The sequence below is a fragment of the Pseudomonas libanensis genome, assembly GCF_001439685.1.
In the GTDB taxonomy this organism is placed as follows: Bacteria; Pseudomonadota; Gammaproteobacteria; order Pseudomonadales; family Pseudomonadaceae; genus Aquipseudomonas; species Aquipseudomonas libanensis.
Window position 1 is genome coordinate 239,516 of record NZ_JYLH01000007.1, and the last position, 22,890, is coordinate 262,405.

The 22,890-nt window shown below is 56.9% G+C and carries 21 protein-coding genes and 1 pseudogene; 11 read left to right on the forward strand and 11 right to left on the reverse strand.

The window, feature by feature from the left end; genetic code table 11:
• Positions 1–2: 2 nt before the first annotated feature.
• Both TU73_RS13600 and TU73_RS13605 read right to left on the reverse strand, forming a co-directional pair.
• A complete protein-coding gene (locus TU73_RS13600; RefSeq protein WP_046068326.1) occupies positions 3–509 on the reverse strand; it encodes a toxin-activating lysine-acyltransferase in 507 nt (168 codons plus the stop codon).
• A gap of 9 nt (positions 510–518) precedes the next feature.
• A complete protein-coding gene (locus TU73_RS13605) occupies positions 519–2,297 on the reverse strand; it encodes a ShlB/FhaC/HecB family hemolysin secretion/activation protein (RefSeq protein ID WP_231984789.1) in 1,779 nt (592 codons plus the stop codon).
• Between the two features lie 252 nt (positions 2,298–2,549).
• Here TU73_RS13605 and TU73_RS13610 point away from each other — a divergent pair, with 252 nt between their 5' ends.
• The gene (locus TU73_RS13610; protein WP_057012658.1) at positions 2,550–3,170 is read left to right on the forward strand and encodes a tyrosine-type recombinase/integrase; all 621 of its coding nucleotides are present in this window, start codon (positions 2,550–2,552) and stop codon (positions 3,168–3,170) included.
• A gap of 189 nt (positions 3,171–3,359) precedes the next feature.
• Positions 3,360–4,112 (forward strand): class I SAM-dependent methyltransferase, encoded by a 753-nt coding sequence (locus TU73_RS13615; protein ID WP_057012659.1) that lies wholly within the window; start codon positions 3,360–3,362, stop codon positions 4,110–4,112.
• 110 nt (positions 4,113–4,222) lie between these two features.
• Here TU73_RS13615 and TU73_RS13620 read toward each other — a convergent pair whose 3' ends face one another.
• The 3 genes from TU73_RS13620 to TU73_RS13630 form a co-directional block, all read right to left on the reverse strand.
• Positions 4,223–4,915: a PA1136 family autoinducer-binding transcriptional regulator gene (locus TU73_RS13620; RefSeq protein ID WP_231984788.1), complete on the reverse strand. Its 693-nt coding sequence runs from the start codon at positions 4,913–4,915 to the stop codon at positions 4,223–4,225.
• A 23-nt stretch (positions 4,916–4,938) separates the two neighbouring features.
• Positions 4,939–5,817, reverse strand: coding sequence for a glyoxalase III HchA (gene hchA, locus TU73_RS13625; protein WP_057012661.1), 879 nt, complete (start codon positions 5,815–5,817; stop codon positions 4,939–4,941).
• A 233-nt stretch (positions 5,818–6,050) separates the two neighbouring features.
• Entirely contained in the window at positions 6,051–7,265 is a 1,215-nt protein-coding gene (locus tag TU73_RS13630; RefSeq protein ID WP_057012662.1) for an aldose 1-epimerase family protein, read from the reverse strand.
• A gap of 586 nt (positions 7,266–7,851) precedes the next feature.
• On the opposite strand from TU73_RS13630, the gene TU73_RS13635 reads away from it, so the two are divergent.
• Complete coding sequence (locus TU73_RS13635; RefSeq protein ID WP_156421226.1) at positions 7,852–8,472, forward strand: hypothetical protein; 621 nt, start codon at positions 7,852–7,854, stop codon at positions 8,470–8,472.
• A 65-nt stretch (positions 8,473–8,537) separates the two neighbouring features.
• Here TU73_RS13635 and TU73_RS13640 read toward each other — a convergent pair whose 3' ends face one another.
• On the reverse strand, positions 8,538–8,990 hold the full coding sequence (locus tag TU73_RS13640; RefSeq protein ID WP_057012664.1) for a hypothetical protein: 453 nt from the start codon (positions 8,988–8,990) through the stop codon (positions 8,538–8,540).
• 100 nt (positions 8,991–9,090) lie between these two features.
• Complete coding sequence (locus TU73_RS13645; protein WP_057012665.1) at positions 9,091–9,984, reverse strand: LysR family transcriptional regulator; 894 nt, start codon at positions 9,982–9,984, stop codon at positions 9,091–9,093.
• Positions 9,985–10,078: 94 nt separating this feature from the next.
• On the opposite strand from TU73_RS13645, the gene TU73_RS13650 reads away from it, so the two are divergent.
• The 5 genes and pseudogenes from TU73_RS13650 to TU73_RS13665 all read left to right on the forward strand — a co-directional run bounded on the left by TU73_RS13650 (position 10,079) and on the right by TU73_RS13665 (position 14,830).
• Positions 10,079–11,263 carry an MFS transporter gene (locus TU73_RS13650; RefSeq protein ID WP_057012666.1) on the forward strand — a complete coding sequence of 395 codons (1,185 nt, stop codon included), beginning with the start codon at positions 10,079–10,081 and terminating at the stop codon, positions 11,261–11,263.
• Between the two features lie 96 nt (positions 11,264–11,359).
• A pseudogene (locus TU73_RS28975) lies at positions 11,360–11,464 on the forward strand (SDR family NAD(P)-dependent oxidoreductase); the annotation flags it as partial.
• A 63-nt stretch (positions 11,465–11,527) separates the two neighbouring features.
• The gene (locus TU73_RS13655) at positions 11,528–12,010 is read left to right on the forward strand and encodes a VOC family protein (protein ID WP_057012667.1); all 483 of its coding nucleotides are present in this window, start codon (positions 11,528–11,530) and stop codon (positions 12,008–12,010) included.
• A 280-nt stretch (positions 12,011–12,290) separates the two neighbouring features.
• Positions 12,291–13,667, forward strand: a complete 1,377-nt coding sequence (locus TU73_RS13660; protein ID WP_057012668.1) for a pyridoxal-phosphate dependent enzyme — start codon at positions 12,291–12,293, stop codon at positions 13,665–13,667.
• Positions 13,664–14,830: a cystathionine gamma-synthase gene (locus TU73_RS13665; protein ID WP_057012669.1), complete on the forward strand. Its 1,167-nt coding sequence runs from the start codon at positions 13,664–13,666 to the stop codon at positions 14,828–14,830. The genes TU73_RS13660 and TU73_RS13665 overlap by 4 nt, the downstream gene beginning before the upstream one ends.
• A 59-nt stretch (positions 14,831–14,889) precedes the next feature.
• Here the strand turns inward: TU73_RS13665 and TU73_RS13670 are convergent, their stop codons facing one another.
• Complete coding sequence (locus tag TU73_RS13670) at positions 14,890–17,088, reverse strand: OsmC domain/YcaO domain-containing protein (RefSeq protein WP_057012670.1); 2,199 nt, start codon at positions 17,086–17,088, stop codon at positions 14,890–14,892.
• Between the two features lie 322 nt (positions 17,089–17,410).
• On the opposite strand from TU73_RS13670, the gene TU73_RS13675 reads away from it, so the two are divergent.
• The 3 genes from TU73_RS13675 to TU73_RS13685 all read left to right on the forward strand — a co-directional run bounded on the left by TU73_RS13675 (position 17,411) and on the right by TU73_RS13685 (position 21,105).
• Entirely contained in the window at positions 17,411–18,934 is a 1,524-nt protein-coding gene (locus TU73_RS13675; RefSeq protein WP_057012671.1) for an AAA family ATPase, read from the forward strand.
• Positions 18,931–19,824, forward strand: coding sequence for a hypothetical protein (locus TU73_RS13680; protein WP_057012672.1), 894 nt, complete (start codon positions 18,931–18,933; stop codon positions 19,822–19,824). The genes TU73_RS13675 and TU73_RS13680 overlap by 4 nt, the downstream gene beginning before the upstream one ends.
• A 228-nt stretch (positions 19,825–20,052) precedes the next feature.
• Positions 20,053–21,105: an NAD(P)/FAD-dependent oxidoreductase gene (locus TU73_RS13685; protein WP_057012673.1), complete on the forward strand. Its 1,053-nt coding sequence runs from the start codon at positions 20,053–20,055 to the stop codon at positions 21,103–21,105.
• Here TU73_RS13685 and TU73_RS13690 read toward each other — a convergent pair.
• From TU73_RS13690 to TU73_RS13700, 3 genes are read right to left on the reverse strand one after another with little or no spacing between them, the layout of a single operon-like run.
• On the reverse strand, positions 21,102–21,551 hold the full coding sequence (locus TU73_RS13690) for an NUDIX hydrolase (protein WP_057012674.1): 450 nt from the start codon (positions 21,549–21,551) through the stop codon (positions 21,102–21,104). The genes TU73_RS13685 and TU73_RS13690 overlap by 4 nt on opposite strands.
• A complete protein-coding gene (locus TU73_RS13695; RefSeq protein ID WP_057012675.1) occupies positions 21,544–22,341 on the reverse strand; it encodes a nucleotidyltransferase domain-containing protein in 798 nt (265 codons plus the stop codon). Before TU73_RS13695 ends, TU73_RS13690 begins: the two co-directional genes overlap by 8 nt.
• Complete coding sequence (locus TU73_RS13700; RefSeq protein WP_057012676.1) at positions 22,338–22,817, reverse strand: P-loop nucleotide/nucleoside kinase family protein; 480 nt, start codon at positions 22,815–22,817, stop codon at positions 22,338–22,340. The genes TU73_RS13695 and TU73_RS13700 overlap by 4 nt, the downstream gene beginning before the upstream one ends.
• Positions 22,818–22,890: the final 73 nt, after the last annotated feature.

Here is a 22,890-nt window from a genome sequence, read left to right on the forward strand (position 1 = left end):
TACTACGATTGGCGGGCAACGGCCGCGATCGGCCACTTCAAGCGCGCCAGAGCAGCACCTTGAAACCGCTTGATCCGTAACCCGCGCTCGTTGCCCCGGTGATACAGAGCGCTGAACCGGCTGTCGGCAAACAAATGGCGCTGCACTAAGCGTGCAAGGCGGGCGCTGTGACCAAAAGGCGCCACCCAGTCCAGGAACCACAGTCGCTCGCCGCTGTTCCAGTCGTGCGCAGGCAGGCTGATGGCAGGATTTTGCACATAGCGCTGCTCGGCCTCGACGCTGAACCAACACCAGGCGGCGTAAAACACCGGGCGCCCCGATTCGTAGCCGATGATGAACTGGCGGTTGGCAATAGCTGGCAACAGCAGCGCGTTCAGGGTGTGCAGCGGCACATCGCGATGGCTCGCCGAGTGCATCCACAGCCATACGGCGGCACCCAGCGCCTGGGCCTCGTTCCATGGCTTTTCGCTGAACGCCGGCGCGATCAGCTCAAGGTTATCGAGTTGCATGGCAAACCCTCACATCGACCACGTCAGGCTGAAACCTGCCGTGGTACTGGCAGTCTCGAAGCCCTTGGGTTTGCTGATCGGTTGACCGACAAACACGTCGTAAGACACTTGCCGGTAGCCACCGCGCAACCCCACCACGTACCCGGCCAGATGATCACCAATGAGGTATTGGCTTGAAGGCCCGCCCACCTTGCCGTAGTCAACACCCAGGTAGGTTTCCTGCCCGGAGTTGCCCAGCGCCAGGCCGAGGTCGTTACGCACCAGCCAACCACGGTCGGCCGACAAAATGTTTTCACCGTCAAACCCGCGCACGCTGTAGCGCCCGCCGATCGAGAAACGATCCTGCGGCACCAATGCCGTGCGGTTCCACTGCGCACGCCAGGCCGCGGTGTAACGCAAGCGCTGCGTGGCAAGGCCAAACGGTACGGAAAATTGCGCGTCGGCGTTGATGATCTGCGAACGCGAGGTCCCTTCGTCAAACGCCTCCTCAGGCGCAGCGATTGCGTTGCGCGCACCTGTGCCCCGGCGATAGCTGGTGCCCAGATCGAGCGTGGCGGTACCGATGAACTCCCGATGACTCAGCCCCAGCGCCCAGCCTGCCATGCGTCGGCGCTGAATTTCGATCTCGGTATCGTCGATATAGTTTTGCGAAGTGCGCGTCCAGCCACTGAGCTTGAGCGTGGTTTTGCGCACGGCATCGCGATACAGCAAGCGAGACGCGCTGATCTCATTGTTTTTGCTTTCTCCGGTGTACTTGTAAGTCTGGTTGGCCCCAGCGACCGTCTGGTGATAGTCATACTCGCTGGACGTGACGCCAAACAGCCAATAACCGTAGGGGACAGAGTAGTGCAAGGTATGGCCCTTGGAACCACGATTACCCGCGTCCCCCCCGCCCAAGTCGTGGTTGAAGCTGGCGTAGAACAAATCGTTCAGGCTCAGCAGGTTGTCCAACGACACCGAAGCCGAACCCAGGTATTTACCTGTGGCGTCGGTTCCCGAATCATCTACCGACACGCTCAAACGCACGGGAAATGCCTGTTTCCACGCGATAACCAAGTCACTGTCGCCCGGCTTTGCGTCCATCCCCTGGGCCGCGGCGATTTGGATATCCGCCTCAGCCGTGGGCACGCGTTTGAAGTTCTCCAACGCTTGCTCAAGATCACGCAGGTTCAGCAGGTCACCTGTTTTGGCAGGCACCGCGTTCCAGGCATTGGCTCGGGTAGAGGTGCCTTCGGCGAAGCGGATGGAATGAATGCGCCCCGGAATCAGGGTCAGTTGCAGCACACCGCTGTTTAAATCCTGAGGCGGTGCAAGCACGCGTGTCGTGACAAACCCGCGCTCGATGATTGCATTCTGGATTCGCTTCATCGTCAGGTTGATGCCTTGGGCACCCAGACATTGACCGGTGGCCGGGTCATTTTTGGGATCGGCGCTGCGCAGTGCCCATTGAAAACCTTCAGCCAACTCGCCGTTCAAGACGACCTGACGAATCAGGAAACAGGGGGATTCGCGCTTCTCAAGCAAAACCCCGGCGGAGGATGAGGGCGGCGCCTCAAGGCGCACATCCGGCGACGGCTCAAGTTGCTCGCGCAACGCTCGCTCGCGGTCCTGCTGCAATAGCAACTGTTGGGCAGGTGCGGGAGGGTCAGCGGCCTGCACGCCGAAACTGCTGATCAAACCGAACAACAATACGGCCACCGAATGAAGGGACGGTGGCAGTTTTCTAACAGGCAAGTACAACGTACCGAAACGGGCCAGGTACTCCTTAGGCCGGAAACATACTTTCATTTCGCATCCCTGTGAAATCTTCCTGCGAGTGCAGCATGCACCAGAACGGCACGTGATCTGCGAGAATTGCCTCTGACAGGCAACTCCCCTATGAACAACTGTTGCTCATTAAAGTTCAAGGGCGCGCGAGAAATTTCCTACACTTAATTTCCCCCCCGGCTTCTTAGACCCCTCTAAGAGAGTACTCTTGGCCGGTGAGCGACCGTCGCTCTGATTAGCCATCCTTGTCTTTCCACACGTGGAGGACTTGTTATGAACATCATCGCTACCTGCGGCCGTCAGCCCTGGAACAAAGGAAAACTAGTCGGGCAGAAAGCCCCACTCCGACTGAGAGATATCTGGGCCATCCGAGTAAGGCTTCAAATTGCGGAAAGAACCCGGGATCTGGCTCTCTTCGATCTGGCCATCGACAGTAAGCTTCGAGCCTGCGACTTAACCAAGCTCCGCGTGCGCGATGTCGCCCATGGCGAACACGTATCATCACGAGCCATGGTGATGCAGCAGAAAACGCAGCGACCAGTGCAGTTTGAGACCACTGAGCAAACACGGTCAGCTCTCGTGGCATGGATACATCAGGCACAACTACGCAGCGAGGACTGTCTTTTTCCTAGTCGGCTACATACCTCAGACCATCTATCCACTCGTCAATACGCTCGTATCGTCAAAGGCTGGGTGAAAGCCGTAGGCCTTGATCCAGCCATGTATGGCACTCACACAATGAGACGTACGAAGGCATCACTAATCTATCGAAGAACGAAGAACCTACGGGCGGTTCAGTTGCTGCTCGGCCATACGAAGCTGCAGAGCACTGTTCGATATCTGGGGATTGAGGTCGATGACGCCCTGGAGATGGCGGAGCAGACTGAGGTTTGATCATGCATAGCGACGGTCGAAGTCAGACCTTCGCTAACCGGCCAGAAGCGGACATCCCAGTCCACATACTGCCAGCCTCACGCTTCATGCATTGGAGAGTCGCCACTGGCTGGGTGAAACCTTCTCCCACTGCCAAAAAGCACGGCAATAAGAGCTTACGCTTACTTATAAACTTATTGAGGCTTAGTAATGTCAACCAACCTACCCGACTTCACCACACGCTTGCTGATCGACGCAGGAATCGCAAAAGGGATGCGAATCCTGGACGTAGGCTGCGGCTCGGGTGATGTTTCATTTCTGTTGTGTGATTTGGTGGAGGATGACGCAGAGATCATCGGAATCGATCGTGACGCCGCAGCCATCGCCAGTGCACGCCAGCGCAATGCATCACGAAACCACCCTTCGCTGAAGTTTCTGCAGTGTGATGTTTCAGAACTGCAAGACTCTCTCGGCACTTTTGACGCAATCGTTGGGCGGCGTGTCCTGATGTATCAGAAGGATGCAGTGGCGACGATCCGTGCGCTGTCGAAGTACTTGCGCCCCACTGGCATCGTGGTCTTTCAAGAGCACGATACGACGATGGTGCCTGCAAGCCTGGATCCCTTCCCTTTGCATAAAAGGGCGCAATCCTGGATACAAGAAATGATTGCTCGCGAAGGGACCGATCTGCACATCGGTTTTAATCTGCATGGCATTTTTACACAGGCAGGCTTGACTGTTGAAAGCGTGCGGGCTGAATGCCTGATACAAACACCTGATACACCCTACAGCCTTGGCGCCATCGTTCGAGCGTGCTTACCGCGGATCACTGCATTAGGGGTGGCCAGTGTAGAAGACGTCGACATTGAAACGCTGCAAGAGCGCTTGGACCAGGAGCGTTCAGCCTCTTCAGGCATCTACATCGGCGATGTGATGTTCGGGAGTTGGGCACGCAAAGTTTGACTCTTTCAAATGTCGATGCTGCCCCGACGTTTTTACCAATCTCCGCCCCAGGACAAGCGTCGTGGGCCGTCACCGTGTATTAATTAACGTGTTTTCAAAAAACCTCTTCTTCAACCCTCAATCTCCCCCTTGCGAATCGCAATCCTGACGGCCTGCGATGTCGTCGCCACCCCAAGGCGCCGGCGCGCCGAGCGCAAGTGATTCTCCACGGTGCGCTCCGATAAACCAAGGGTTGCCGCGATATCGGCCTGGCGCCGGCCGGCAGCCGTCCACGCCAGCACTTCCCGCTCACGCTGGGAAAGCTTGCCTACCCATTCAGCCACCGGCGGCTCAAGCAGCCTGCGTGCGCAGAAAAAAGCCGCCGTGGCGACCATGCTCAACCCCAGGCGTACTCGCGCCGAGCCGTCCACCCGCTCGCCGCCCAGGCTCATGGCACCCTCGAGCCCTTGCGGACCGAACACCGGCACCTGCAGGCCTTGCACGCCAGGGCCGCTTGGTGCACGAACCACTTGGTAGCGCTCCCCGCCTTGGTCCTGCACCTTGATCCAGAAGAAGGCTTCGCGATTATCCAGTACATGGCGCGTGATCGGGCAGCGACGCACATAGGTCTGGGCATCCACACCTTGGCCACTACCGAACCAATCGCCCTCCACCCAATAGATACGCTCCACCACCTCTTCACTCGCTGACGAGGCGGAAAACAGCACAAACCGATCATAGCCGTAGGCCTCGGCGAAACCACGCACCGCCTGCTGGATAGCCTCCAGCGTCTGCGCCGCCTCGACCGCGAAAACGGCACGCATCGCCCTCTCCGCAGTGGCCTCAGTCACCCCGCCGCGACCGCTTTGAGCAATGCCTGCGCGGCCAGCTTACCGAGATTGTTGCCTGCCAATGGGCTGTCGCCGGTCAGCAACTTGCGATCCTGCAGCGTCGCACCGGTAATGTCCTGATTGACGATCTCAACCCCCAGCGCTTGCAGTTGCTCGCCGAATTTCCAGGTCAGATGGCCGGGCATATAACCGATGTCAGGCGTCGTGGCATCGAGCGCATCGGGAAAGGCGCAGATCTTATAACCGCTGAACAGATAGGAATCCCTGGACTCGCCCACACCCGCCGCAAGCAGCGCAGCCGGGCCATGGCACAGCGAAATCACGAACTTGTCCTTCGCGACCATCCACTCCAGTACCGCCTTCACCTCGGCACTCTGCGGCAAGCCAATCAACGCTCCATGCCCACCGGGGATAAACACGCCGATATAGTCCGAGTCCTCACCCAGCGCATTCTCGATCACCTCGGCCAGCTTGAGCGGGCGCTTGAACTGCTCGCGGTATTTGGCATAAAAGCCCTGCACTTCCACATCTTCGGACGGCATGGCCCAAAACTCGAACTTCACCGGGTTGCCCGACAGCGTCGCGATATCGAACGTGAAGCCGGCTTTATCCAGGTGATACATGGGCAGCAGGGTTTCCACCGGGTGATTGCCGGTGGAGAACATCGTGCCGTTGTCGGTCAGCAGGTAACGCTCATCGGCGCCGATCACCAGGACCTTCCAGCGCCCGCCCTTGTAAGGGTTGGGGTAGTCGGCGCCACTGAGGTCGGATTTGGGTGAGGTGAATTGGCTGAGGGAATAGGGAGAGGGGAAAAACGCGTTGTTTTCTGCAGGATCCGGGGTGGGTTGCTTGTCGTTGCTGCGATGGGCGGTCATGAGCTTTCCCTTTGAACTGGCTGGGTGTCGAGGCTCATGCTAGTAGGGGGATAGGAGCGCTGCAATGAGGGATTTCCCGCAATGCGGGCTAGAGCCCTGCGTGGGTTTAGCGCATCCATACCGATCAACCGCTCAAGGTCGAGCACGCTGGCTGACCTTGAACAAGCCGAAGGGATCAGACGCGAACAAGTTGCCCAGGAGCTGCAATATCGTCCGCACCGATCCTGCCTGTGTTACCCCTTGGTCAAATCAACCAACGGCGTCTGCCGCACCTCAGTCTCCCGCCCGGCCTGAATCTCGCTCACCTGCTTCAAGGCCTTGTCCACCGCCGCCTTATCCGCCAACAAGCTGTAGCTGATGCGGAACTGCTTGTGTTCCTTCGGCCCAATGGTGGGCACCAGGTTCAGTGGCCGCTGATACCGGCGGTTGTAGGAAAAACTCGTGCCCGGCTCCAACCCCGTGACATAGCCCTGGCCTTGGGTATCGGTGTTTTTCCACAGGGAAAACACCGGCAGTGTCTGCGTATTGAAGCCTACCGAAACGCCCAGGCTGCCGGCCTTGTTATGCAACACGGTCAACGTATCGCCCTTGGCGTCGGCATACGGCACCACGTTGTAAACCGTTTCGTCGTAGTCCTTGGTGGGTGCGCGGTAGGTTTGCCAGTCGGCCAGTTCGCCCTTGGCCTTGTCGTTGAACGGCGACACCTGTTTCACCGGCGCGGCGAAACGAGCGCCCTGCTCCAGGAACGGCGTGCTGAAGTTACTGTGGTACAGCGCCTGGTATTCCTTCGGATAGTCGCCATTGTTGGTCAGAGTGTCGTTGAGGGCGAACACCACGCTGCCAGCCTCGGTGACCAGTTCGGTCGCGACGGAGAAGTCGACCTTCTTGAACGCCTGCTCTTTCAGCTCGCCACGCAGAGTGATGGCGTACGGTGGTTTTTCATCGATGTGCAGGGTGACTTTGTTCGCAGGAATGTTGGCGGCGCGACCGTGCAGGGTCAGCAATTCGCCGTTGTCGATGCCGGGGTGGCCGACCCACTCGTATCCGCAGCGAGTGACCAGCTCATTGAAACCTTCCAACCAGCCCAGGCCGCCACGGCCATTGAGTTCGATGAAGGACGGATTGACCACCTCCTTGACTGGCGAATCCCAACCCATGCGCACATCGCCGACCGAGGCCTGCAACACGTTCATCCCGCGTGTCGGCACTACCGAGAGCTTCATCGTGCCGTTATCGATATCGACGATGCTGACGCCCTCCTGCCGACCACCGTGCAAGGTGCGCAGGGTAACGCTGAAGGGTTTGTCGGTTTGTATGCCGAGTTGCTGGCTGGTGACCTGCCAGTTCTGGGCGGCTTTGTCGGTGTCGAGCAGGACGTAATCCCAGGCCATGGCGTGGGAGGCAGCGGACAGTGTGCTGAGGGCGATGAGGAGTTTGAGCGGGGTCATGGCGGTAGCCTTTCTTGGAGTTGTAGCGGTTTTATAAACTCGATGAAACGTTTCAGCAAGCTTAAAAAGCGAGATGGTGCGGGAAAACGACAAGAAGGAGATGAGGCTAATCAGAGGGAAACTGGAGCATAAAAACGGGATGAGCGGCGTATCAGCTTCAGTCCATCCGTGCCGATTACAACCTAGGCGTTGATTGACAGATGTGTCCTGATGGATGTTATCGGACGACGGGTGCGCGAGGAGGTTTCCAAGGTAGAGATTGAATCTGCCGCGACCGTTAGATAGTGGATGATCTCCACGCGTTGGGGTGAAAACGGCCAGCGCGTGGAGATAGAGTGAGCATTATTTCATCGACTGCAATCAGCCAATAGCAGACGTTCAGCAGAGAATAGAATCGGCCAAATACCGGGGCAATGGACATGCAGCTGATCCAGCAGTAATGTACTCCTAAGTCATGTCGCATTTACGTTGCGACACCCAAGTCGGACAAGGAGTTAAACATGGGCTGGGAGCTTTGTCAGTCACAGAAGTCAGAAAAAACGTCACTTGAGCCGCCCACTTACGTTAAGATTTATTGGGGTGCGATTTGACAACTCAAGAGATCTTATTATTTTTCTCCGCAAACAAAGACTCAATAGTAACCATTGCAGCCCTGGGCGCTTTGATGATGACCGCCATTACAGCCACTCTCAGCTTATTCGGAACTATTGCAGCAAAAAAAATAGATGAGCGTATAAAGCGTCAAGAATCCATTAGAATATTATTAGAAAACAGCATGATTAGTGTCGGCGAAAATATGCACGAAATACTATCATCAGCGGATATTTTAGTTAAAAAATTCAAACTAAAGACCCATAAAAACAACCTAACACTCGAGACATCAATCGCAAACTACAAAAACAAAATTGACAACAACAAAAAGCACCTTATCAAATCAAAAACAGTTTACCGATATAAGCTATATGGCTTAGAGGATGGGCTTTCTATCATTGCTCGAAGCGCTGACTGGGTTAAAGGCTTGAGAGACAATGTACTTCTCGCAGAAAAAATCCTTAAAGAGGCTGATAAAATCCGGCTTATAATCGATAAAACCATTATAAAGTGTTATAGAAAGGGAGATTATCCTGGCAAATTTGTTCGCCTACGCATCAGTTATCACTCCTGGCGAATCAGACGTATGTGGGCAGTCCGCAAAACCAAAATATAACACGGGGGAATGCCCGAGGAGCTATTGAACGAATTCGTAAGGACACTAGGCTCATTAAACTGCCACTAGTTCGCTTGAGAAGGGTGAATCTCAGTTGAATGTAAGGTAATCGCAAATAGAACCTTGCATAAGTAAGCGTCTTCTCTGGGGATGAAATCTTCGGGATTTTCATTACAGGAAAACGCTTCAAAAACGTGGTTGATAATTTTTTTTGCTTGGTCCGTAGTAACGACACGAATGTCTATAAGGTCCAGAAGAGCATCGGCTATTTCGTTTAAACTGATGCAGTATTCGTCAGCGGCAATCCTAAGCAGCGTTCGCACCTCCCTAGATCTACCATCTGAATTTATATTGTTTTTCAGGAACCCAAGTGGTTCTTCCAAGATTTCAAAAGGATACATCCTTTGATACCTGTCGCAGTATTCTATAAGGGCCCGCCTAACCTTCACGCCATCAAATTCTTGAGAGCTAGCACCTAACAGTGCATTAATTTTCGTATTAGCTATCCAGCTTTTCATCGCGAAATTTACCTTACCTAGCGCTTACTTAAGGGACGTCGACAGGTGGCCCTTGGCCGAAACCCGCCGCCCCCTCCAAGAGATCCAATCCTACACTTAGTCAAACCCCATGCCTCTCCACCAAAAAATCCACAAACGCCCTAACCCGCGCCGGCATCGCCCCTCCCCCCACAAACACCGCATGAATCGGCTCCACATCCCCCGGGTTAAACTCCTGCAGCAACACCACCAACTCCCCCCGCCTCACCTCCTCCACCACACTAAACGCCCCAATCCGTGCAATCCCCGCCCCCAGCTTCGCCAACTGCGCCAACGCCTCTCCACTATTGCCCTCAATCGTCCCCGTCACTTTCAACGAAAACTCCCGCCCTTCCATCCGAAACGGCCAATTCGGCGTCGCGCGGCGGAAGTTGAAGCGCAGGCAGTTGTGGTTGAGTAAATCCTGCGGCACAACCGGGGTGCCGTGGCGCGTCAGGTAGTCGGGTGAGGCGACGATAACCTGGCCGGTGGAGCCGATGTGGCGGGCGGTCAGGGGGCTGTCGGCGAGGGGGCCGAAGCGGATGGCGACGTCGGCCTGGCCGCTGAGGATGTCCACGACTTCATCGCCGAGCATCAGGTCGACGACGATGGCGGGATAGCGGGCGCTGAAGGCGGCGATCAACGGCACGATGGTCATACGGCCATGGGCCAGGGCGGCGCTGACTCGCAGGCGGCCACGGGGGGCGCCTTGGTCGGTGATAGCGTCTTCGACTTCGGCCATGTCTGCGAGGATGCGCCGAGCGCCGCGCAGGTAGGCTTCGCCCTCGGCGGTGAAGGTGATGGCGCGGGTGGTGCGCAGCAGCAGCCGGGTACCGATGCGCCGTTCGGTGCGGGTGATGATGCGGCTGATGGACGATGGCGTCAGCCCCAGGGCTCGAGCCGCGCCGGACAGGCTGCCGTGCTCGGCGACCATGGCGAACACTTCCATCTCTCCCGAACGACCACCGATGTCCATTTGTGCCTCCTGCGCAAAGCTGTAGTTCCCAACCAAGGGGTACTGCTGCAAAAGCCTGGATTGTAGCATTTGACACACAGATGAGGAGTCAAGCATGCGTATCAATCCCCCCCTTGTAGCCTTGTCCATCGGTGCCTTTGGCATCGGGGTCACGGAGTTTGCACCCATGGGCATGTTGCCCGGTATTGCCGCCGATCTTGGCGTATCCATTCCCGCCGCGGGGCTGTTGGTGAGCGCCTATGCCATGGGTGTGCTGATCGGCGCGCCGATCATGACCCTCGCCACGGCCAGGGTGCCACGCCGTTACCTGCTGATCGGGCTGATGGCAATTTTCACCCTGGGTAATGTGCTCTCGGCGTTGGCCACCAACTACCAGACCTTGATGATCGCCAGGCTGGTGACGTCGCTGAACCACGGGGCATTCTTCGGCATTGGCTCGATTGTGGCCGCGAGTGTGGTAGCGCCAGAGAAACGTGCGGGGGCGGTCGCGGCGATGTTTCTGGGGCTGACCTTGGCGACCATTGGCGGTGTGCCCCTGGCCACCTGGTTTGGCGAAAATTTTGGTTGGCGCACGGCGTTCTGGGGCATCAGTGGGTTAGGTGCAGTGGTGATGGCGGCGCTGTGGTGGGCATTGCCCAATGCTCCCGCGCCGAAAAGTGGCAGCCTGATGGCGGAAATCCGCGTACTGGGGCGCGGGCCGGTGCTGGCGGCGTTGGCGCTGACCGTGGTGGGTTCCAGTGCAATGTTCACGGTGTTCACCTATATCGCACCGATTCTGCGTGACGTCACCCACGCCTCGACCAACTTCGTCACCGGGATGCTCGTGCTGTTCGGTATCGGCCTGACCCTGGGCAATGTGTGGGGAGGCAAGTCTGCGGACCGCTCGGTGGACCGTACCTTGATCACCTCGCTGGTGGTGTTGATTGCCGTGTTGCTGGCCTTCTCGGTGCTGATGCAATGGCCGCTGCCTGCTGCCGTGTCGATCCTGCTGTGGGGAGCCGCGAGTTTTGCCTTGGTGCCGCCCTTGCAGATGCGGGTGATGGAGGCTGCCAAGGATGCGCCTAACCTGGCTTCGGCGATGAACATTGGCGCGTTCAATTTCGGTAATGCAATTGGCGCAGCGTTGGGCGGCGCGGTGATCAACGCCGGGCTGGGCTACCCGGCCATTTCCTTGGCTGGCGCACTGATGGCGGGCCTCGGCTTGCTGATGGTGCTGGGATTGGGCTGGCGTTCGCGGCGTGCTGGTTTACGTACTTGCCGGGAAGCCGTTGAAGCCTGAGCCGCAAGCTGGAAAGCTCCCGCCAACTGCCTTATAACTACGCCCCCTAGTCAAGGAGACGCGTAATGAAAACCATGGTAGTTGGCGCCAGCAAATCCCGTGCATGACGTGGTGCAAGTGGTGCGCATGACGCTGAGCCTGTCCTCGGCCAGTTTCGTCAAGGACATCATCTTGCCGGCGATTCTGGATGAGCGGTTTTAAACCGGGAAAAACACCAGGGGCTATCGTCTAGACTTCATGCACTTTCAACCCGAGGAGCTTGCGATGAACAACAAAAATACCGTCTGCCTCTGGTACAACGGCGATGCCCTGGAAGCGGCTACTTTTTACGCCAAGACCTTCCCCGACAGCAAAGTGAACGCAGTGCACTACGCCCCTGGCGACTACCCCTCCGGTAAACAGGGCGATGCATTGACGGTAGAATTCATCGTCATGGGCATCCCATGCATCGGCCTGAATGGCGGTTCGGCGTTCAAGCACAGCGAAGCGTTTTCCTTTCAGGTGTCCACGGACGACCAGGAGGAAACCGATCGGTTATGGAATGCCATCGTTGGCAATGGCGGAAAGGAAAGTGCCTGCGGCTGGTGCAAGGACAAATGGGGTTTGTCATGGCAGATCTCGCCACGGCTGTTGGTCGATGCCGTGACCAGCAAGGACACGGCCGTCGCCAAGCGTGCGTTTGAGGCGATGATGACCATGACCAAGATCGACATAGCGGCTATCGAAGCCGCCATTGCCGGTGACTGATGTGGGAGCGCACGAGCTTTAGCGAGGCCGCGATGGCGGCGGCACTGCTGGCATTTGTGCTGCCTGACCCACCGCCATCGCGGCCTCGCTAAAGCTCGAGCGCTCCCACATTTGATCTGCGTCGGCAGCCCACTTTGAGTCCCCCCCCCCATCACCCATGCGCCAAAAAAAGTCATGCATCGGACCGCCAGGTTGCGACCTGGGCGATACCGGCCTATGTTCGAAGTCATGCATTTTGCTGTCCCCCTACCCTACGCCCATCCCGTAACCTGGTGACGACATGCCCACACCTTCACGTCCTGCCGTACTTGAGCTGATCGGTAACACACCGCTGGTCAAGGTCAGCCGCTTCGACACTGGCCCTTGCACGTTGTTTCTCAAGCTTGAATCACAAAACCCCGGCGGTTCGATCAAGGACCGCATCGGCCTGGCGATGATCGATGCCGCCGAGCGCGACGGGCGCTTGCGCCCTGGTGGCACCATCATCGAAGCCACCGCCGGCAATACCGGCCTGGGCCTGGCGCTGGTGGGCCGGGCCAAGGGTTACCGGGTGGTGCTGGTGGTGCCCGACAAGATGTCCACCGAAAAAGTTCTGCACCTCAAGGCCATGGGCGCCGAGGTGCATATCACCCGTTCCGATGTGGGCAAGGGCCATCCCGAGTATTACCAGGACGTCGCTGCACGCCTGGCCAAGGATATTCCGGATTCCTTCTTCGCCGACCAGTTCAACAACCCGGCCAATCCGTTGGCCCACGAGACCAGCACCGCGCCGGAGATCTGGGCGCAGACCCAGCATGATGTCGACGCCATTGTGGTGGGCGTCGGTTCGGCCGGCACCCTCACTGGCCTGACCCGTTTTTTCAAGCGCGTGCAGCCTGAGTTGGCCATGGTACTGGCCGACCCGGTAGGTTCGGTAATGGCCGAATACAGCCGCAGCGGTCAGCTGGAAACGCCTGGCTCGTGGGCCGTGGAAGGCATCGGCGAGGATTTCATCCCCTCGATTGCCGACCTCTCCAGTGTGCGCCACGCCTACTCCATCAGCGATGAAGAAAGCTTCGACCACGCCCGCCAGTTGCTCAAGGCCGAAGGTATTCTCGGCGGCTCGTCCACCGGCACCCTGCTCGCCGCCGCCTTGCGCTACTGCCGTGAGCAGACCGAGCCCAAGCGTGTGGTGACCTTTGTCTGCGACACCGGCACGCGGTACTTGTCGAAGGTCTACAACGACCAATGGATGAACGACGCCGGCCTGTTGCAGTACAAGCATTACGGCGACCTGCGCGACCTGATCGCCCGCCGCTTCGAAGACGGCCGCGTGATCAGCGTCAGCCCCGATGACACCCTGCTCACCGCCTTCCAGCGCATGCGCCTGGCGGATGTGTCGCAACTGCCGGTGCTGGTAGACGGCCAACAACTGGTGGGCGTCATCGATGAGTCCGACATCCTGCTGGGCCTGCACCACGACGCCGCGGATTTTTCCATGACCGTCGCCAGCGCCATGACCGACACCTTGCACACCCTGGCCCCCAGCGCCAGCCTGGCCCAATTGCAGGCCGAACTGGATCGCGGCCTGGTCGCCATCATTGCTGACGCCTCAGGCTTCCATGGCCTGATCACCCGCGTCGACCTGCTTAACCACCTACGGAGATCCCTTGCATGAGTCAGCCCGATAACAGCGCGTTTGCCACCCGTGTGATCCACGCCGGGCAGTCACCCGACCCGACCACGGGCGCACTGATGCCGCCGATCTACGCCAACTCCACCTACCTGCAAGACAGCCCCGGCGTACACAAGGGCTTCGACTATGGGCGCTCCCACAACCCCACGCGCTTTGCCCTGGAACGCTGCGTGGCGGACCTTGAAGGCGGCAGCCAGGCGTTTGCATTTGCCTCGGGGCTGGCGGCGATTTCCACGGTGCTGGAACTGCTGGATGCCGGCGCACATATTGTCTCGGGTAATGACCTGTATGGCGGCACGTTCCGGCTGTTCGACAAGGTACGCCAGCGCAGCGCCGGGCACCGTTTCAGCTATGTCGACCTGAGCGACTTGTCGGCCTTTGAAGCCTCGTTGCAGGACGACACGCGCATGGTCTGGGTCGAGACCCCGAGCAACCCGCTGCTAAGCCTCACCGACCTGCGCGCCGTTGCGCGTATCTGCCGTGCCCGCGGGATTATCTGCGTGGCCGACAACACCTTCGCCAGCCCGTGGATCCAGCGGCCGCTGGAGCTGGGTTTCGATATTGTGGTGCACTCCACGACCAAGTATCTCAATGGGCATTCCGATGTGATCGGTGGTATCGCCGTTGTGGGCGACAACCCTGAGCTGGCAGAACGCCTGGGCTTTTTGCAGAACTCGGTGGGCGCCATTGCCGGGCCATTTGATGCGTTCCTGACCCTGCGCGGGGTAAAGACCCTGGCGCTGCGCATGGAGCGCCATTGCAGCAATGCCCTGGACCTGGCCACCTGGCTGGAACAACAGCCGCAGGTATCGCGTGTTCACTACCCAGGCTTGAAATCCCACCCACAGCACGAGTTGGCAAAACAACAGATGCGCGGGTTTGGCGGGATGATTTCGGTGGATTTGAACAGCGACCTGGCCGGTGCAACGCGCTTTCTGGAAAACGTCAAAATCTTCGCCCTGGCCGAAAGCCTGGGGGGCGTGGAAAGCCTGATCGAACACCCGGCGATCATGACCCATGCGAGCATCCCGGCGGCGACGCGGGCGCAGTTGGGGATTGGCGATGGGCTGGTGCGATTGTCGGTGGGGGTTGAGGATGTGGAGGATCTGCGCGCGGATCTGGCCCAAGCCCTGGCACACATCTAACGCCAAACATCGATCAAAATGTGGGAGGGGGCAAGCCCCCTCCCACATTGAATGCGCAATCAGCTCGAGATTACGTTGGCCCGCGCCGCATGCAGCTTCTTGTAGCTGTCGATCAGGCGCAAATGCCGATCCAGTCCTTCCAGCTTCATGCTGGTCGGCGTCAACCCATAGAACCGCACGCTGCCGTCCACCGAACCAATCACCGCATCCATGCGCTCATTGCCAAACATGCGCCGGAAGTTGGCTTCGTAGTCGGCCAGCTCCAGGTCGTCATCCAGTTCCATCTCCAGTACCGCGTTCATCGCCTGGTAAAACAGGCCGCGCTCGGCGGTGTTGTCGTTGTACTGCAGGAACATCTCTACGCATTCCTTGGCCTCTTCATACTGCTTCAAGGCCAGGAAGATCAGCAGCTTCAGCTCCAGAATGGTCAGTTGGCCCCACGCCGTGTTGTCATCGAACTCGATGCCGATCAGGGTAGTGATATCGGTGTAGTCGTCCAGCTCGCTTTCGATAAGGCGCTCGACCAGTGCCTGCAACTCGTCCTCGTCGAGGCGGTGCAGGTTGAGGATGTCTTCGCGGAAAAACAGCGCCTTGTTGGTGTTGTCCCAGATCAGGTCGTCCACCGGGTAGATTTCCGAGTAGTCCGGCACCAGAATGCGGCAGGCTGTGGCACCCAGGTGTTCGTATACCGCCATGTACGACTCTTTGCCCATGCCTTCGAGGATGCCGAACAGCGTCGCGGCTTCCTGGGCGTTGGAATCTTCGCCCTGGCCGGAGAAGTCCCACTCGACGAATTCATAATCGGACTGGGCACTGAAGAAGCGCCACGACACCACGCCGCTGGAATCGATAAAGTGCTCGACGAAGTTGTTCGGCTCGGTGACCGCCTGGCCTTCGAAGGTCGGCTGCGGCAGGTCGTTCAAGCCTTCGAAGCTGCGGCCTTGCAGCAGCTCGGTGAGGCTGCGCTCCAGCGCCACTTCCAGGCTTGGGTGCGCTCCGAACGAGGCGAACACGCCACCGGTGCGTGGGTTCATCAAGGTCACGCACATCACCGGGAACTCACCGCCCAGGGACGCATCCTTGACCAGCACCGGGAAGCCCTGGGCCTCCAGGCCCTGAATGCCCGCCAGAATGCCCGGGTACTTGGCCAGCACTTCGGCCGGTACGTCCGGCAGCGCGAATTCGCCTTCGATGATTTCGCGCTTCACCGCCCGCTCGAAAATCTCCGACAGGCACTGCACCTGGGCTTCGGCCAAGGTGTTGCCGGCGCTCATGCCGTTGCTCAGGTAAAGGTTTTCGATCAGGTTGGAAGGGAAATACACCACTTCACCGTCGGACTGGCGCACAAACGGCAACGAGACAATGCCGCGGGCTTCGTTACCGGAGTTGGTATCGAACAAGTGCGAGCCGCGCAGCTCGCCATCGCGGTTGTAGATCTTCAGGCAGTAGGCATCGAGGATTTCACTCGGCAGCTCATCGTCCGGGCCCGGCTGGAACCAGCGCTCATCCGGGTAATGCACGAACGGCGCATTGGCCAGCTCCTCGCCCCAGAACTGGTCGTTGTAGAAGAAGTTGCAGTTAAGCCGCTCGATGAACTCGCCCAGCGCCGACGCCAGTGCGCCCTCTTTCGTTGCCCCCTTGCCGTTGGTAAAGCACATCGGCGAATGGGCATCGCGGATATGCAGCGACCAGACGTTGGGCACGATATTGCGCCACGAAGCGATCTCGATCTTCATACCCAGGCCGGCGAGGATGCCAGACATGTTGGCGATGGTCTGCTCCAGCGGCAAGTCCTTGCCGGCGATGTAGGTGCCGGCCTCAGACGTCGAGTTGGGCATCAGCAATGCCTGGGCGTCGGCGTCGAGATTCTCTACCTCTTCAATCACAAACTCCGGCCCGGCCTGCACCACCTTCTTCACAGTGCAACGGTCGATGGAACGCAGGATGCCCTGGCGATCCTTGTCGGAGATATCCGTAGGCAGCTCGACCTGGATCTTGAAGATCTGGTTGTAGCGGTTTTCCGGGTCGACGATGTTGTTCTGCGACAGGCGAATATTCTCCGTGGGAATATTGCGCGTCTGGCAGTACAACTTCACAAAGTAGGCCGCACACAACGCCGACGAAGCCAGAAAGTAGTCGAATGGCCCCGGTGCCGAACCATCGCCCTTGTAGCGGATGGGCTGGTCGGCAATGACCGTGAAGTCATCGAACTTAGCTTCAAGCCGAAGGTTGTCGAGAAAGTTGACCTTAATTTCCATGCGGGCACACCAGAATAACGAGCTAAACAAATTGGCCGCCATTATGAAGATTTTCGCCGGGAAGTCTCAGGGTTTTGCGTGTGGGCTGCTGATCGGTGCTAACGGTCGCCCCCTCGCCTTCGTCGTTCCCTGCTCATACCTAAGACAACGCAAGATATCGCACCAGCGTTACGCACTGCCGCAGGAAAGCGCACGTCTGAAATTGCAGCTTACATTAGGCATCATGCCAATAGGATCGTGGTGCTGTACACCGCAACTGGCGCCGTTTCACGACGGAGCAACGCATGGCATAATGCCACAACTCAAATAACCGAATAAAATCATGATAAGTAAAATTGAAGTCGACGATCGGGTCATTAACCTAAACCTTGAAAAGGACGGAACACCGAATATCTTCGATATAGATTCAATATCGTTAATTATCGGAAACAACGGCTCAGGAAAAACGACTATTTTCAAAAAAATAATCGATAAATTTTTACCTTCTTCACGGTTCGGGAGATACTTCTGCGATGTCATACTTGACTCACAAAAAGAATTGACATACGAAGAGATGCGAAATCGATGGGGGGTGATCTACTATTCCCCAGTCCAGCATGGGCGCCGTGTACACGCCACCAGAAATTTTGTGGACGTGTCACCTAAGTGGGGAGAATCGATCTCAGCATTTGATCTTCGCCCTTACACTCAAATTCTTAGTGCATTTGATATATCTCCTAAAATCTATGTCAGCAAAACCATTAACATAAGAAATACCTGTAAAAAACTGATTGATTTATTATTGGTTAAATCCGAAACCAATGACGTGCCGATAAAGCTCGCTGAACTATTTCCGGACCTCTTCAGGTATTTCGATCACTTACGCAACCCCAAACCAGTCATGAGCTTGGAGTTTTCGTCGTTCTCGATAGAAGAGAAAAGTGATGAGCCCATTGAAGAAGACGTAATCAAAAAGCGAATAATTGACGTTTCAGCAGACATACTTTATTGTGAATTACGGCAGAACGCGAAAAACAAAGAGTCGTTGTTTGCACTTTTCATAGTACTGGAATATTACCTGACCACTCGAACGCCCGACCGCGTGTTTCAGCATATAGTTTTCGAGGCCATCGGTATACGAGACGCATGGTTTATTGGGGCTCGCCCAGAAAAAGCAGAGCGCCTTTATGAAGAAGTAGACGCAATCGATAAATTTCTAACCCTTCGCGCCGCGCATATTACATCGGGTAGCAAAGCGTATGCCGAGGTTGCCCTCGCGCCCTCTGAAGATGCATCTTTCTTGAAAAACTCGGGCATTGATCATTTTTTCGATGTCGGCTTTCAAAACATGAGTTCCGGACAATTTGCAGTGGTAGCGCAACTCGCACTGCTCTCCGATGCAATTACAGCCTACGCCAAGAAAGGCATCGACAAATTACTGGTACTCATTGATGAAGGTGACGCCTTCCTGCATCTCGAGTGGCAGCGCAGATATATAAGCCAGCTCAATTCATTATTGTCTGATCTAAAAAAACAAAGGCAAATCAGCTCGCTCCAGCTAATCATTGCCACCCACTCCCCATTACTGGCCACCGACATCCCCAAACAATTCATCTGTAGAATGGAATCTTTCGGCGAAAGCATCACCCCCAGCGCATTCGCGGCGCCGTTACACACCCTGCTCAATCAGTCATTCGGCGCCAAAACGATCGGGGAATTTGCATCCACAAAAATAAAGAGCGCCATCGATGCCATAAAACTGGGCCAAGATTCCACCCTAGATAACTTCATAGTTGAAAGCATCGACAACTCCATTATAAAAGCCGAGATTTTACGCATCTCCGAATATACCAAGGACAGAAATTGATAGTCTCAATCAATGAAAACTGGACAAATGCCGAAACCGAACACACAGACCACCTAAAAAAAATAATCCGTAATTTCCTTTACTCACAGCTTAGTATTTGCGGTCCCAAAACGCCTGCATACTATTTCGTTCGCGAAACAAGAAAGCTCATTATTTCGCACAAACTAACAGACATCTCGAGCAGCATAACAATACTTGGCGCCCACACCAAGCGTTTAGGTCGGCAAAAAACTCGGCTACTCAAAGAACTAAAGAAGGTCTTCAACTATGATAGATTTATCAGCAAGTATGGAACTTGGAACGCATACACCTTATGCAAAAAGTCTAAAGCCAGGATTTGCCCTTACTGCAATCATGCCTATGCATTCACTATAGAATGCAAAGACGGTGCCTTTCGCCCTACTCTAGACCATTTCTTCTTGAAAGATCAGTATCCTCACCTTGCGCTAACGCTGTACAACCTTGTACCAAGCTGCTCAAGCTGCAACTCCAGCCTCAAAGGCGAAGAAGACTTTCACCAAACGCCTCACCTAAACCCTTTATTTGACAATGAAAGTATCACTTTCCAGCTTTTCAGCACTGTGAATCCTTCAGGGCTTCTGGATGACATTTCACTCAACCTTCAAAATGTGAAGTTGGCAGCGACAGCGCCACTCAATTGTGTCAAATCCCAAAACTCCCTTAAAACCTTCATTATCAACGAGAGATACGAGGTTCTCTTGATGGAGGCAATTGATTTCTTTGTGGCAAAAACTGATTACGAGGAAGCAAAAATCAATACTCAACTTGAACTACAATTTAGCGAGGCATCGCTACTCAGATTTGACCGTACCAAGTACAACAGATATTTATTAGGAAAAATGTTCGCCGATCTATACGATGCTTTTTAGCAATTTTTTACTTTCTGAAAAGTCACGCTTTAGCATATGCATACTAAGCACGTCGTATTTAATCTTGAAGCCAAGTATCACTTTTTTTTCGCGAGCAAACACCACCTACAACAAAAACGTCAGTTAATACTAGGCAGTTTGAAACTTTTCGAGTAGAGCAGGATTTAAGCTATGCCAGGGTGTTCCAGACCAGCGAGATCCTGGCGAATCATTAACAAGGAAGCGAATATGCATCAAGGCAAGCGCATTGTGGTGATTGGTGCCGGTATCGTGGGGGCTTCACTGGCCTATCACCTGGCCGGCAAGGGCGCGAATGTGACGGTGCTCGAGGCCGGCGAAGTCGCGTCCGGGGTCACGGCCACCTCATTTGCGTGGCTCAACACGACCCACGACGCACCCGACCCCATTGCCGCTTTGCGCAGCGCCGCAATTGACGCGTATCACCGCCTGGAGCGCGAGCTGCCCGCCGTGAAGATACGCTGGACAGGCGCCCTGTGTTACGGCGCAGACATTCAGCCTGGGGCGGATTCACGGATCACTCGTCAGCGTATCCAGGCACTTGAGCCGCGTTTGAGAAACCCGCCTGAGCAGGCCCAATTCAAAGCCGAAGAAGGCGCACTCGACGCGGTGCAAACCACCCATGCGTTGATTGCCGGTGCCCAGGCCCACGGTGCCACGCTGCTGACACACACTCGGGTGTTGGGTTTCAGGATGCAGGGCTCACAGGTCACCGGCGTTGAAACCAGCTTGGGCGTCATCGATGCCGACGTGGTGGTGCTCGCAGCTGGCACCGGGATCCCAGCGCTGACGAAGCTGTTGGGTGTGCCCCTGCCGATTGAAGCCTCCCCCGCGATCTTTATCCGCTACAACGCCCCACCCGGCATCGTGCGCACGCTTATTTCCAACCCTGCAATGGAGGTGCGCGAAGGTGCTGAGGGGACCTGGCTGGCAGCCGAAGACTATCTGGGCGACGCCCCGGAAAACCAGCCGGCCGCTATCGCTCGGCGCACCGCCCAGGCTATTGCGGACGAACTCGAAGGGGTCACGTTCATCGAGCCACAATTAGCCTGCGTTGGGCTGCGGCCCGTACCGGCCGATGGCATTCCGATCATTGGCCAATTGCCAGGCGTCAACGGTGTGTACGTCTGCGCGATGCATCCTGGTGTGACGCTGGCAGCCATAGTGGGGCGTCTTGCCAGCGAAGAGATCATGGAGGACAGGGTCTGCCCTGCCCTGAGGCCTTGCCGGCCCGAACGGTTCTTGCGACCTGAAAACGGTTAGAAGGCGCCGGTCTCCTCGAGCATTTCCACCAGCGCCTGCGGCCACACCGTGTCCGTCGTAGTGCGTAGCGCCTCTGCCGACCACCAACGATGATCCGCCATCACCTGGGTCTCTTCCGCCGTCCACTCGGCCCTGGACAGTGCCTCGCTGGGCGCCTGCACCACGAAGTAGCGCTCAACCGCCAGCACGGTTTCGCCGCCGGGTAGCATCAATGGGAAACTGCGTTCTGCCACGGATTCGCCAACGCTGCTGACGGTGATGCCGGTCTCTTCGCGCAGTTCACGAATCGCGGCGCTGTGATAGGTTTCCCCGGCTTCGACGCCACCGCCCGGGGTGGCCCAGTAATTCCTGCCAGCCAATGCGCCGTCTTTATGCACGAAGCGGAACAGCAGCACCTGCTTTGCAGGGCTTATCACCAATAGTCGTGCGGCTTTGCGTTCACGCATTTGATTGATTCCTTTCCCTGAGCGCCGAAACCATCCAACTCAAAAACGCCCGTAGCCGCGTGGAAAACACTTCGCACTCAGCGCTGGGGTTACGCGCTTCAAACAGGAAGTACGCGATTTGCACGCGCATCGAGGGGTACTGCTGAACAAACAGCGCGACGTACTCTTCCAGGGTGTGCGGCCACATATGCGCATCGTCTGCGCGCAAGGTGTGGGTGGCCCGGATCAAGGCCCGCGATGCTTCACGCTGCAGGCGATGACGTGCGTGCTCAGTGCCGGCCTGTTCGATACGCACGAGATACGCCGTGAGCGCCTGCTCGAAGTCGCCATTGACCGCCATGGCAATGGCACGGGACGGGCGAAACGGCTCGAAGTACCGTGCAAGGTCTTCGCCCCCTACACACCGGCAATGATGCTTGAGCCAGAAGCCCCAACTGTTGCGATTTTCCGGCGCCAACACTTGAGCGTGATGACCGATATCGAAGTCGATCTTGGTCACTTGTGCATGCCGTTGTTCCAAGGCAATTCGGGTTGTTTCAATTTGCTCGAGCACCGAGGCATCCGGGGGATCGTTGAGTATCAACGAGAGGTCGAGATCAGAAACCCCGACCTCGGCCTGGCCTCGTGCGACGCTGCCATACAGATAAATCCCGTGCAGCCCGAACGCCGCCTGGAACAGGGTTGCGCAGACATCCGCCAGCACGGGCTGGAACTCGATTTGTACGGGAACATCGGCGACGGTGAGGATAAACCCGTCGGCATCGACGCCCGTGGTTTGCAGGAGGGTCACGGGCGATGCACCTCAATCACCAGGCCTTCCTCTTCACTCGGCACACTAAAGTGGCGAGTGATCAGGTCAAATTCGGCGTCAGTCGCAGCAAAGTCATGCTCGCCCTGAGCGTTGCGCGCGTGCAGGCGGGCACGGCAGGTGGCATCGTCCAGTTCCAGATAATGCAGGCGGTGGGGCACTTTGGCCGTTTGGGCCAGGCCGAGCAACCACTCACGGTTGGCCAGGGTGTTGGCCGGGAAATCCAGGACCACATTCACGCCGGATTCCAACAGATTGACCACCAGCGGCCCGAGTACACCGCGCACCCGCTGGGCACAGCGCAGATAGTCGGCGATGGCCTGGATTTCACCGGGGTAAAGACTGGCCAGCCAGTGGTCTTCGCTGAGCACAATAGCCCGGTGCTCGGCGGCCAGAGTCTTGGCGAGGGTGGACTTGCCGGAGGCGATCTTGCCGCACAGCAGATGCAGGGTTGGCATAAGGCGTTTCCTCTTGTCGGCCCGGCAGGATGAATCATGCAGCCGCGGCCGTAAACACATCCAGTTGAATCCT

Excerpts from the sequence above, each read along its gene's own strand:
- TU73_RS13655 (WP_057012667.1), top strand. The coding sequence starts at position 11,528 with ATGAACAACAAAAATACCGTCTGCCTCTGGTACAACGGCGATGCCCTG.
- hchA (WP_057012661.1), bottom strand. The coding sequence starts at position 5,817 with ATGACCGCCCATCGCAGCAACGACAAGCAACCCACCCCGGATCCTGCA.
- TU73_RS13700 (WP_057012676.1), bottom strand. The coding sequence starts at position 22,817 with ATGCCAACCCTGCATCTGCTGTGCGGCAAGATCGCCTCCGGCAAGTCC.
- TU73_RS13610 (WP_057012658.1), top strand. The coding sequence starts at position 2,550 with ATGAACATCATCGCTACCTGCGGCCGTCAGCCCTGGAACAAAGGAAAA.
- TU73_RS13630 (WP_057012662.1), bottom strand. The coding sequence starts at position 7,265 with ATGACCCCGCTCAAACTCCTCATCGCCCTCAGCACACTGTCCGCTGCC.
- TU73_RS13640 (WP_057012664.1), bottom strand. The coding sequence starts at position 8,990 with ATGAAAAGCTGGATAGCTAATACGAAAATTAATGCACTGTTAGGTGCT.
- TU73_RS13675 (WP_057012671.1), top strand. The coding sequence starts at position 17,411 with ATGATAAGTAAAATTGAAGTCGACGATCGGGTCATTAACCTAAACCTT.
- TU73_RS13665 (WP_057012669.1), top strand. The coding sequence starts at position 13,664 with ATGAGTCAGCCCGATAACAGCGCGTTTGCCACCCGTGTGATCCACGCC.
- TU73_RS13620 (WP_231984788.1), bottom strand. The coding sequence starts at position 4,915 with ATGCGTGCCGTTTTCGCGGTCGAGGCGGCGCAGACGCTGGAGGCTATC.
- TU73_RS13615 (WP_057012659.1), top strand. The coding sequence starts at position 3,360 with ATGTCAACCAACCTACCCGACTTCACCACACGCTTGCTGATCGACGCA.
- TU73_RS13600 (WP_046068326.1), bottom strand. The coding sequence starts at position 509 with ATGCAACTCGATAACCTTGAGCTGATCGCGCCGGCGTTCAGCGAAAAG.
- TU73_RS13690 (WP_057012674.1), bottom strand. The coding sequence starts at position 21,551 with ATGCGTGAACGCAAAGCCGCACGACTATTGGTGATAAGCCCTGCAAAG.
- TU73_RS13660 (WP_057012668.1), top strand. The coding sequence starts at position 12,291 with ATGCCCACACCTTCACGTCCTGCCGTACTTGAGCTGATCGGTAACACA.
- TU73_RS13605 (WP_231984789.1), bottom strand. The coding sequence starts at position 2,297 with ATGAAAGTATGTTTCCGGCCTAAGGAGTACCTGGCCCGTTTCGGTACG.
- TU73_RS13650 (WP_057012666.1), top strand. The coding sequence starts at position 10,079 with ATGCGTATCAATCCCCCCCTTGTAGCCTTGTCCATCGGTGCCTTTGGC.
- TU73_RS13670 (WP_057012670.1), bottom strand. The coding sequence starts at position 17,088 with ATGGAAATTAAGGTCAACTTTCTCGACAACCTTCGGCTTGAAGCTAAG.
- TU73_RS13685 (WP_057012673.1), top strand. The coding sequence starts at position 20,053 with ATGCATCAAGGCAAGCGCATTGTGGTGATTGGTGCCGGTATCGTGGGG.
- TU73_RS13645 (WP_057012665.1), bottom strand. The coding sequence starts at position 9,984 with ATGGACATCGGTGGTCGTTCGGGAGAGATGGAAGTGTTCGCCATGGTC.